This window comes from Brooklawnia sp. (assembly GCF_032229645.1).
GTDB lineage: Bacteria > Actinomycetota > Actinomycetes > Propionibacteriales > Propionibacteriaceae > Brooklawnia.
In genome coordinates, this window is the sequence record NZ_JAVTWX010000082.1 from 42,307 (window position 1) to 52,935 (window position 10,629).

The window sequence follows — 10,629 nt, forward strand, 5'->3', positions numbered from 1 at the left end:
ACAGGGGGCAACGTCGATCGCCTGAAGTGACCAGACAAGCGATCAACCGAAAGGCCCGCCCAGGCAGCGATCAGCTGAAGTTGGCGGCACCGTTGATATCGATGGTCGCCCCCGAGACGAAACCGGAGGCTTGCGGATCAGCAAGCCACAGGACGGGGCCCGCTATATCGGACGGGTAGCCGGGCCTCCTCAACGGAATGCTCTCGATGCCCGCTGCGCGTCCCTGGGCAGTGTTGAACTGCTCGTGGAAGGGTGTGTCGAGAATGAGACCCGGCGCCACCGCGTTGACGCGGATCTGACGCGGAGCGAACTCCTTGGCCCATGCCTTCGTCAACCCGAGCATGGCCGCCTTCGATGCGCCATAGGCAGATGCACCCTGACCGCCACCGTTCTGGCCGGCCAACGAAGCCACGTTGATGATCGACGAGCCCTCGCTGAGATGATTCAACGCCGCCTTGGTGACCAGGAAGCAGCTGGTCAGGTTGACGTCCATGACCGCGTGCCAGAGTTCGAGGGGCATTTGGTCGACGGTCGAGCGCTGCACCATGCCGCCGGCGTTGTTGACCAGCACGTCCAGGCCGCCAAGCGCTTCAGCGGCCCGCGCGACGACAGCGTTGACCTGCGCCTCGTCGGTGGCGTCCAGCTGGAACGCCAGCGGGGCTTTGCCGCCCAACTCAGCGATCTCGTCCAGCAGTGCCTCATCGGGTTGATGGGTTTTCCAGGTGAATGCCACCTGCGCACCGTGCTCGGCGAAGCTCTTGACAATGCCCAAGCCGATGCCGACTCCGCCACCGGTGACTAGAACACGCATATCAGTGAGATCCAAGATCATGTCACGATTCTGCATCACGGACGACGACCTCGCCATTCCGGCGGCGAACGCGCTTGCGGCGCGGCCCGCCCGACTTCTTCTCGTCGGACTTCTTGTGGCCGTGATCGTCGGACTTCTTATGATCGTGATCGTGCTTCTTGCCATCCTTGCCATGGCGGGAATGACCGGAATGGCGATCCTCGCGATCGTCCTTCTTCTTCGCCTCCGCTATGCGTCCCTTGGTGCCCTCGGGGATGTTGAGATCGGCGAGCAGTTGAGGACTGGTCGAGTAGGTCTCCTGCGGGTCGGCGAAATCAAGGTCGAGCGCCTTGTTGATGACCTTCCAAGGCGTGATGCCCGGCCAATCGACGAGCGTGATGGCCACACCCGACCGCCCGGCGCGCCCGGTGCGTCCGATGCGGTGTACGTACTGCTTCGGATCGTCGGGGACCTCGTAGTTGATGACGTGAGTGACGCCCTCGACGTCGATGCCGCGCGCTGCGACATCGGTGGCGACCAACGCCTTGATCTTGCCGCTGCGGAACCTCTTGAGGGTGCGCTCGCGCTGAGCCTGATTGAGGTCGCCATGAATGGACCCGGACTCGAATCCGCGATCCTCAAGTTCATCGGCGAGCCGCTGGGCGGCGCGCTTGGTGCGGGTGAAGATCATTACCTTGCCGACCTCGGGTGCCTGCAGCAGCTTGCCGATGATCTCCGGCTTGTCGAGGTCGTGGGCCTGATAGACGAATTGGGTGGTGTCGGGCACCGTGGCTTGCGCGTCCTGGCCCTCAGCACGCACATGAACCGGGTGATTCAGGTGAGTGCGAGCGAGAGCGACGATCTGAGCAGGCATCGTGGCGCTGAACATCAGCGTCTGCCTCGAGGCCGGCGTCTTTGCGGTCAGCCGCTCGACGTCGGGCAGGAAGCCCAGATCGAGCATTTCGTCCGCCTCATCGAGCACCATCGTCTGCACATGCGACAGATCGAGGCTGCGGCGCTGGGCCAGATCGAGCAGCCGCCCGGGGGTGCCGACGACGACATCCACGCCGGACTTCAGGGCCTCCAGCTGCTCGTCATAGCCGACCCCGCCATAGATGGTGAGGATCCGGGCACCCAGCACAGCGGCGGCCTTGGTGAGGTCGGAACTGACCTGGAGCGCGAGCTCACGGGTCGGCGCCATCACGAGCGCCTGGGGTTTGCCGAAGAACTTGAAGTCATCGAAATCGCGGCTGCCGGGCAGCACGAGGCGCTGCAGCAGGGGGGTGCCGAAGGCGAGGGTCTTGCCAGTTCCCGTGCGAGCCTGTCCGATCAGATCGGCGCCGGTGAGGGCGATCGGGATGGCAAGCTCCTGGATCGGGAAGGGGTGAATGATTCCCTCGTTCGCCAGCGCCTCAACAAGCGGAGCGGCGAGCCCTAGCTCCTCGAAGGTTGCGGCCGTTGCGCTTTCGGGAATGAAGTCAGTGTCAGTCATATAGCTGTCTTTCGGGCCTGCCTTCACGGCGGCATCTGTAGGGCGCGAAGCCGCGCCACAGCCAAGTTTAGCCTGAAAGCACCGAGAGATCGCGCCGCGCGGTCACGGGCCCGCACCGCGCCCGCCTGGAATGCGTCGGGCCAGCGCGCCGGACGATGGGTATCGCTGGCCGGAGCGTTAGCCTGATTCGGTGAGCAATGAGATCGCGCCCGAACCTGTAACGGCACTGTTGGCATGGCTGGCCTATCAGAATCTCCGGGAGGCCGAATCACTGATCGCGCGCTCGGGAGAGCGTGCCGAGCTGGGCGACCGGCTCACCGTGGCGAGACTCAGTTCTGATGCCCTCAACCGTTTCACGCAGGCCTGCGATGCCATCCCGGGCGGGCAGAGCGCCGCACAGCAGGTGATGGCCCCGCTGATCAGCCCGGTCGACGAATTCTGGACGATGACCAAGCCACGCGTACAGACCGAGCAGCGATTGCGGCTGATGGTGGTTGCCAGCATCGAGTTGGAGTTGGTGCAGCGACTCGCGGACCGGTTGCCCGAGCCTGCGCTCAGCGTGCTGACACCAGCCGCAGGACTGTGGCGTGCGATCGATCATGGCAGCTCGCAGGTCCTGGATGCGATCAATACCCATACCCGTAGCGCCGATGAGCTCTCGCTCTATGCACGGCGGCTGCTGGGAGAGGTCGTCGTGATGGCCCAACGGCTACTGGTTCGCCAGGCAGACCTACGGATCGTCCTGGCCGGAGAGGCGGACGACGAGTTGAGCATCTCGACGGCCATGCTCGACGACGTTCTTCAGTCGACGGCCGCCCGGCTTGCGCAGCTGGGGCTCTCGGTCTAGGGCCCTGGGCAGTTGGGGCCCGCTTCGGTGGGCCGTCACGGCGGTGGGCCGTCGCATCGCTTGAGCACTGCGAGGTTCGGCAGCCCGCATGGTTGCGGCGCTCACAGATAACACAAAGGGGGCGCAAAGGCCGGCTCAAGACTGCCTCCGTAGCTTGGTTGCATCCGGAGTTCACGGAGATCTGGACATCAGGTCGTTCCTGATGAGCCGTGGTCAGATGCGCACAGACGTGTCAGCCTCGCCCCAGAGCCGAGCACCAGCATCGGCGGGTTCTCCGGACCACAAGAGGAGGAGCCACGGATGTTTGAAGGATCGTCCACCGTCTTCGAAAGAAGCCATCGCAAGGTCATCAGATCAGTCATCGCCACGTTGTCCGCCGGTGTGCTGGTTGTTGGCACCGTCGGCTGCAGCGCAGGCAGCGCGGACAGTTCTGTGAGCGTCTCAGCGTCCTCGTCCAGCTCATCAGCAGGCCAGACAGAGGCGTCGGAGGCGTCCACCACGAATACCGAGTTGAGCGCAGGATCGGTGACGGTGAGCGTCGGCAACAAGCAGGTCACCTACAACGCCGCCTATCTGGTCGACGGCATCGATGCCACCATCGACGGCGGCACCTATCGGGCGGCCGAAGCCGACGAAGTCGTGTTTCTAGTAGTCAATGACGGATCGTTGACCATCACCAATGCATCCATCAACAAATCGGGGGATGCTGCCAGTAGTGATTCCGAGCGCACCAGCGATGTCTCGGACGAATACAACTTCTATGGCGCGAACTCGGCGATCGTGGTCGTTGGCGACGGCAGTTCGGCGACGGTGGACGGTACCACCATCACGACCACCTCGTCCGGCTCGAATGCCGTGGTCGCGGTGGACGGTGCTGAGGCCGTGGTGACGAGCACCACGATCGACACGTCGGGCAACTCGTCGCGCGGTCTGCACGCGACCTACGCAGGCACCATCACGGCGTCCGATATGACGATCACCACGCAGGGCTCGCACTCTGCGGCCGTGGCGACAGATCGTGGTGGCGGTACGGTCAGCGTGACCGGGACGAACGTCTTCAACACAAACGGAGATGGCAGCCCGCTGGTGTATTCGACCGGCGATATCTCGGTCGATGGACTTTCTGGGACGGCGGGTCAATCGCAGGTGGTCGTGGTCGAGGGCAAGAACTCGGCGACGATATCGGATGCTGACGTCACAGCCTCCGGTGACGATGCCGTGATGATCTACCAATCAATGTCCGGTGATGCGGCAGACTCGGATGCGGTCAACAATGTGGGCGCCGTGACGATCACGGATTCGACGATCAGCTATACCGGCAGCGGTCCGGTCTTCTATTTCACCAATACGACGGGTGAGCTTGAGTTGACCAACGTCGTCGTTGACTCTTCGAGCGGGGCGCTGGCGTTGGCGACCGAGGACCGCTGGGGAACCGAGGGCTCGAATGGGGCAGCTGTCACGTGGACGGTGACCGGTTCGAATCTGACCGGGACGATCGAAGCGGGAGACAGTTCGTCGATCGCCATCATCCGCGGGTCCGATGCCAGCATTGAGGGCGACACCAGCGGCTCGGTCACCATCGGGTAGCCACCCCGCGACGCTCATGCACCGAGACGAGTGAGACGAAGATGAGGGGTTGTCCGAGTCCATGATGGGCTCGGACAGCCCCTCATCTTGCTCAGAGATGACGTAGACGCTACCTGATCGTGGCGTCGGGTTGGCCACTGAAGCCGAAGCCGACCGGGCGAGCGATTTCCTGGCCCAGGTCGACATATCCGATGGCGGCGGTGGGTAGCAGGACCTTGCGTCCCTGGGTGGCCTCAATGACCAGCAGGCCATCAGTGCCTGCCTCGCGCAGGTTCTTCTCGATCTGCTCAGCGGTCTGGTCCGTCTCGACATTCAGCTCTCGTCCAATATTGCGGACGCCAATCTTGATCTCCACGCCCCTAAACCTACTCGCTCACGTGAACCGAATCTGCGCGGTTCGGCTGGACGCGTAATCACGCGTGGATGCAAGTAGGGGCCGCATCAGATGATGCGGCCCCTACTTGGGGTTTCGGGAGATCACGGCCTAAACACGTGACCTCGAAGTCTATGGTCTTGCGTCAGCCGATGATGTGAACGCTATCGGCCTGCTGGCCCTTCGGGCCCTGGGTGATCTCGAATTCGACCTTCTGGCCTTCCTCGAGCGAGCGGAAGCCCGCTGCGTCGATGGCCGAGTAGTGAACGAAGACGTCGTCATTCGATCCGTCGACGGCGATGAAGCCGTAGCCCTTCTCGGCATTGAACCATTTGACGGTTCCCTGCGCCATGTGTTTCTCCTCATACTTCTTTTGGCGTCCGTACCTCACGGTCACCTGCCGTTCCAACCCCCAAAGGCTTGGAGCAAAACCGGGATACAGCCTAGGTACTGCAGCCTGAACTTGCGTGGCATGACCTACTCTCCCACATCCAGGGCCCCGAAGTCACGAAAACTGTCAGAGGGCCGTGGTTCGATGGGTCTCATGATTCGCCCCGAAGGCCCCGTCTTGCTCCCTGCGCAGCCGCTCAACGAGCCTGAGACTTTGACGGCCGGTCAGCGTGCCGTAGTTGGGCAGGTGGCCGGCAGTAGCTCCGCGCTGTGTGTCGTCGGCGGTCCGGCCAGTGGCAAGACGACCGCGCTGGTGGCCGCCGTTGTGTCGCGGGTGAACTCTGGTCTTCCCTTGTCAAAGCTCGTTGTATTGACCGGCTCGCGCGGCCAGGCGCAGCAACTCAGGGCGCGTATCATCGCTGCCCTCGGCACGACTCAACGTGGCCTGCAGATCACCACCGTGCATGGCTGGTGCTTGCAGCTACTGCACCGTTTCGCCGATCGCGAAATCGGCACTCCTCGGTTGCTGAGCGCGCCCGAGCAGGAATATCGGGTTCGAGAATTGTTGTCCGGTCGTGATGAATCCGCGTGGCCGCGCGAGTTGGTACCGGCGCTGGGCACCCGCGGATTCGCGCGACAGATCAGGGCGATTCTTGCCAGGGCCCGCCAGTTGGGCTTCGATCCCGAAGATCTGGCGGCGGCCGGAGAGCGTGCCGGCCGTCCGGAATGGGTGGCGACTGCGGCGTTCTTCGGGGAGTATCTCGACGTTCTGGACGCCGAGGCGGTGATCGATTACACCGAGCTCGTCTTCCGGGCGCGGATGCTGCTGGCAGACCCGCAAATCGCCGGGCGGCTGCCCGAAAGCGCGGCGATGGTCATCTGTGATGAGTTCGCGGAGCTGGATCGGGGCATGATCAACCTGCTTGCGGACGCGCACCGCGCCGGCAGCCGGGTCGTCGCTTTCGCCGACCCCGACACCGCCATCTCGCAGTTCCGTGGTGCCGATCAGCGAGCGGTCACCGATTTCGCTGACCGGTTCAGCCTGCCGGGCGCTCCGGCCGCGTTGCTGCAACTGGTCGAGACGCCGGCTACCGATCCGCAGATAGCCCGGTCGCTGAACGCGGTGGCGACGCGGCTGCCGGTACGCGGAGTGGCACATCATGGAACCCGTGAGGTGGAGCAGCCCAGGGCTGTGCGGGTCGAGATCGTGCCCGATGCCGGCGGCGAGGCCGAACGAATCGCCGAAGTATTGCGCGAGGCGCATCTGCGCGACGGCGTCGGCTGGCGTCGGCTGGCAGTCATCTGCCCAGCAGGCGAGCAGGGTACCTCATCGCTGGCCAAGAGATTGTCGGCCGCAGGTATCCCGGTTCAGATCGCCGGGGACGAGGTGGCACTCGCCGACGAGCCGCCGGTGCGTCAACTGCTGGCCGTGGTGCAGGGAGCCGCGCTACTCGCCGCCGCCGGAAAGCTTGAGCCGGGCCTGGCGGCGCGGCTGCTGCGGACCCCGCTGGGTGGCCTCGACGCGCTGGGGCTACGCCGGCTTGGCCGGCAGCTGCGCACGAAGGCCGCATCGGTGCAGGCCGACGGGCTGTTGCCGACCTCGGCGGCGCTGATCGCCGCCGAGCTGGCAGCACCGGTGCTGATCGGCGATGACCAGACGACCGGACGCACAGTGGAGCTGGATGCTGTGATCAGGCTGCGTGGGCTGCTGGCCGAGCTGGCCGAGCTGATCGATCAGGGCGCGGATATGCCCGCGCTGCTGTGGAAGGCGTGGTCGGCGACGTCGTGGCCCCAGCTTCTGCAAGCCGAGGCACTGCGCGGGACCGAGAACTCCGTGCGCGCCCACCGCGATCTGGACGCCGTGGTGGCGCTCTTCGATCTGGCGGCCAGACAGCCGAGCTGGAACGGCACGGCCGGAGTCCGGGCCCTGATCGCAGAGGTGCAGGCTCGTCAGATTGCCGCCGACACCACCCGCGAATCCGATCCGCGCCGCGACAGCGTCGCGATCATCACCCCCTATCGCGCGAAGGGCATGCACTGGGATCTCGTGGTGCTCGCCGGGCTGCAAGAAGGACGATGGCCTCGCATCAGCGAACCCGGGGGATTGCTACGCGCGGACCTGCTGGCCCCCGGCGGTTTCCAGCCTCCCGAGGCGCCCGCCGAGCGGATCGCCGCCGAGCGCCGTTCGTTCTTGCTGGCGGCGAGCCGGGCACAGCGGGGTCTGATCGCGATAGCGATCGCCGACCCAGGCGGTGAGATCGAGGCACCGTCGAGGTTCATCACCGAACTCGGCGTGAAGGTCACCGAGCGTCGGTCCGAGCCGATGCCCTCGACTCTCGACGGACTCGTCGCGATGCTGCGCAGGACGGCCACCGACGAATCGGTCAGCCCCGCGTTACGCCAGCAGGCCGCGTCCGAACTGGCATGGCTCGCCGGCCAACGCGACGACCGCGGCCGCGGTCTGGCTACCGGAGCCGACCCCGGCCAGTGGTGGGGACTACGCCAAGTCAGCGATCCTGGACTCGCCGTTGCTGCCGCTGACAAGCCCATCAGGTTGAGCGGCAGCGCGGTGGAATCGATCTTGGCCTGTCCGCGGCAGTGGTTTCTCGGTGGCCCGGCGAATGGCCGTGCACCGAAGGATGTTCGCGCTGTTTTCGGCACGTTGGTGCACCAGCTGATTGCCGAGGCGGCACAGACCGAAACTCCCGCCGCGCAGTTCGCCGACCGATTGGCCGAGGTCTGGCCGCAGCTGCCGTATGGCGCCACCTGGTACGCGCAGGCCCAGTACGAGCAGGCGGTCGGCGCGCTGCAGCGCTACGACAGCTGGGCGGCGAGCAGTGACCACGCCGAGGTCGTGGGGGTCGAGATTGGATTCCGGCTGGACGTGGAACTGGCCGGCAGACAGCTGCTGATCACCGGTACCGTCGACCGACTGGAGGTCGATGCGTCCAACCGGCTGCGGGTCGTCGATTTCAAGACGAGCAGCAGGGCCCGGACGCAGCAGGAGATGACCGAGATGGACCAGCTGGGGATCTACCAGCTGGCGGTGCGTGAGGGTCTCTTCGATGACGTGACCGGCGGTATCCGGGAGTTGACCGATGCGCATGCGATCTACCTGAAGGTGGCCAAGGGTGAGGGGCCCACGGTGCGCACTCAGCCCGCCCTTGAGCCATCCGGCCGGACCTGGGTCCACGAGCATCTGAGCCAGGCGGCCGAGATCGTCGCGACGGAAGACTTCTATGCGAATGTGCAACAGAGTTGCCGCTATTGCGATTTCAGGCTGGGCTGCCCCGCACAGTCTGTAGGAGGTGAACAGTCATGAGGACGTACCTGACGTCGCCCGACCAGCTGGCCGGGCTGCTGCAGATTCGGTTCAGTGCCGAACAGCTGACCGCGATCACCGCCCCACTCGCACCAGGAGTCATCATCGCCGGCGCGGGTACCGGAAAGACGACAGTGATGGCTGCGCGCGTGGTCTGGCTGGTCGCCACCGGACAACTGCGCCCCGATCAGGTGCTCGGCCTGACCTTCACCCGCAAGGCTGCCCTCGAGCTCTCCCAGCGAGTGGACGAGGCTCTCGCGAAGGCCGATCTGATCGATCCCGACCATGCCTGCGACGAGGGACGTCAGCTGATCACCACCTACGACTCGTTCGTGGGGCGGCTGGTGAGCGATCACGGGCTGCGCATCGGCGTCGAAGCCGACCAGATTCTCATCACCGGGGCCACTCGCTACCGGCTGGCGGCCCAGGCGGTGGCCAACACCAGCGGCACGCTGCCCGCGCTCAGTCAGTGGCAGCCGGCGACGCTGGCAGACCGGTTACTCAAACTGGATGCCGAGTTGCGCAATCATCTGGTCGAACCGGCCGAGGTCGTGGCCGAGGACGAGGCATTCTCGCGCGAACTGGACTCGGTGAAAACCGGGAGTGGGGGAGGCCCCACCGTCGCCGTCAAGACATCCCAGAGCACCGTGGCGGCGCGCGGCGAACTGCTCGGCCTGATAGCCGACTACCGCCGGCTCAAGCACGAGCGCGGCTTCACCGAGTTCGCCGACCAGATGGCCCAGGCGGTGCACCTGCTCGATGCGTCCGCCGACGTGACCAGGCAGCTGCGGGAACAATTCAGGGTCGTACTGCTGGACGAGTATCAGGACACGTCGTTCGCCCAGGCGCACCTGCTGCAGCGCCTCTTCTCTGGGCCGGACCCCGAACTCGGCCGCGGCTTCCCGGTCACCGCGGTCGGCGACCCATTCCAGGCGATCTACGGCTGGCGAGGAGCGGCGCCGAGCAACATCCTCCAGTTCGGCATCGACTTTCCCCAGCGCGATGGCGGGCCTGCGTCCCATTTCACTCTTGGCATCAATCGCCGTAGTAAGCCGGCGATCCTCGAGGTGGCCAATGAACTTGCCGGCCCGCTTCGCTCGGATCAGCGTCTGCTCGGAGAAGGCGTCAGCGCGCAAGAACGGCTGCTGCGTGCCCCCGACGGATTGGTCGGCGGAGTGGTGCGCACCGCGAGCTTCGATACCTGGCCGCAAGAAGTCGACTGGCTTGCCGACCAGATCCTGGCGGCCAGACGAACCGGGCAGGTCAGCAGTTGGTCTCAGATAGCGGTGCTCACCAGGACGAATTCTCCGATCGGTTCGGTCTTCGAGGCTCTGGTCGATCGCGATGTGCCGGTGGAAATCGTCGGTCTGGGTGGCCTGCTCGAAGTGCCCGAGATCGCAGACGTTGTCGCGACACTGCACCTGATCGATGATGTCACCGCGAACCCCGAAGTCGTCCGCCTGTTGAGCGGGCCGAGATGGCGGATCGGTCCGCGCGACCTGGCCGTGCTGGGAACTCGGGCGCATGAACTCTTGCGAGCGGCTCGTCCGACGCCGGGTGACGATCACCGCAGCGACGCCTTCACACAGATCGGAGACCAGTTCGAGCCTACCTCGCAGCTGTGTTTGATGGATGCGGTCGAGGACCTGGGTGCGGCGCCGGTCTCTGCCGATGCGAGGCAGCGACTGGCCGCGTTCGCCTCGGAGCTTCGCGAACTGCGCAGGCATCGCGACGAACCGTTGCTCGAACTGGTGCACCGGGTGATCGATACCAGTGGCATAGCGCTGGAGCTGAGTTGTGATGTCGATCTGCTCGCGTCGGGACGCGG

Annotated in this window: 8 protein-coding genes; 4 read left to right on the top strand and 4 right to left on the bottom strand. The window is 65.1% G+C overall.

All coding sequences use genetic code 11. From position 1 onward, the window contains the following. Positions 1–70 precede the first annotated feature (70 nt). Together AAFP05_RS05870 and AAFP05_RS05875 are read right to left on the bottom strand one after the other, a co-directional pair. Positions 71–832, bottom strand: coding sequence for an SDR family oxidoreductase (locus tag AAFP05_RS05870; RefSeq protein WP_341728921.1), 762 nt, complete (start codon positions 830–832; stop codon positions 71–73). Position 833: 1 nt separating this feature from the next. Then, the gene (locus AAFP05_RS05875; protein WP_341728922.1) at positions 834–2,282 is read right to left on the bottom strand and encodes a DEAD/DEAH box helicase; all 1,449 of its coding nucleotides are present in this window, start codon (positions 2,280–2,282) and stop codon (positions 834–836) included. Positions 2,283–2,472: 190 nt separating this feature from the next. Between AAFP05_RS05875 and AAFP05_RS05880 the strand changes: the two genes are divergently transcribed. Next, a complete protein-coding gene (locus AAFP05_RS05880) occupies positions 2,473–3,129 on the top strand; it encodes a ferritin-like fold-containing protein (protein ID WP_341728923.1) in 657 nt (218 codons plus the stop codon). Positions 3,130–3,429: 300 nt separating this feature from the next. Further along, on the top strand, positions 3,430–4,716 hold the full coding sequence (locus AAFP05_RS05885) for a hypothetical protein (RefSeq protein WP_341728924.1): 1,287 nt from the start codon (positions 3,430–3,432) through the stop codon (positions 4,714–4,716). 109 nt (positions 4,717–4,825) lie between these two features. Here the strand turns inward: AAFP05_RS05885 and AAFP05_RS05890 are convergent, their stop codons facing one another. Next, positions 4,826–5,071, bottom strand: a complete 246-nt coding sequence (locus AAFP05_RS05890; protein WP_341728925.1) for a DUF3107 domain-containing protein — start codon at positions 5,069–5,071, stop codon at positions 4,826–4,828. 163 nt (positions 5,072–5,234) lie between these two features. Continuing rightward, on the bottom strand, positions 5,235–5,441 hold the full coding sequence (locus AAFP05_RS05895; RefSeq protein WP_286265970.1) for a cold-shock protein: 207 nt from the start codon (positions 5,439–5,441) through the stop codon (positions 5,235–5,237). Positions 5,442–5,633: 192 nt separating this feature from the next. Here AAFP05_RS05895 and AAFP05_RS05900 point away from each other — a divergent pair, with 192 nt between their 5' ends. Both AAFP05_RS05900 and AAFP05_RS05905 read left to right on the top strand, forming a co-directional pair. After that, positions 5,634–8,801: an ATP-dependent DNA helicase gene (locus AAFP05_RS05900; RefSeq protein WP_341728926.1), complete on the top strand. Its 3,168-nt coding sequence runs from the start codon at positions 5,634–5,636 to the stop codon at positions 8,799–8,801. Next, the coding region (locus tag AAFP05_RS05905; RefSeq protein ID WP_341728927.1) for an ATP-dependent helicase at positions 8,798–10,629 on the top strand (1,832 nt) is incomplete at its 3' end. The genes AAFP05_RS05900 and AAFP05_RS05905, both read left to right, overlap by 4 nt.

Coding starts and splice junctions, on each gene's coding strand:
- AAFP05_RS05885 (WP_341728924.1), top strand. CDS start 3,430: ATGTTTGAAGGATCGTCCACCGTCTTCGAAAGAAGCCATCGCAAGGTC.
- AAFP05_RS05870 (WP_341728921.1), bottom strand. CDS start 832: ATGATCTTGGATCTCACTGATATGCGTGTTCTAGTCACCGGTGGCGGA.
- AAFP05_RS05900 (WP_341728926.1), top strand. CDS start 5,634: ATGATTCGCCCCGAAGGCCCCGTCTTGCTCCCTGCGCAGCCGCTCAAC.
- AAFP05_RS05875 (WP_341728922.1), bottom strand. CDS start 2,282: ATGACTGACACTGACTTCATTCCCGAAAGCGCAACGGCCGCAACCTTC.
- AAFP05_RS05895 (WP_286265970.1), bottom strand. CDS start 5,441: ATGGCGCAGGGAACCGTCAAATGGTTCAATGCCGAGAAGGGCTACGGC.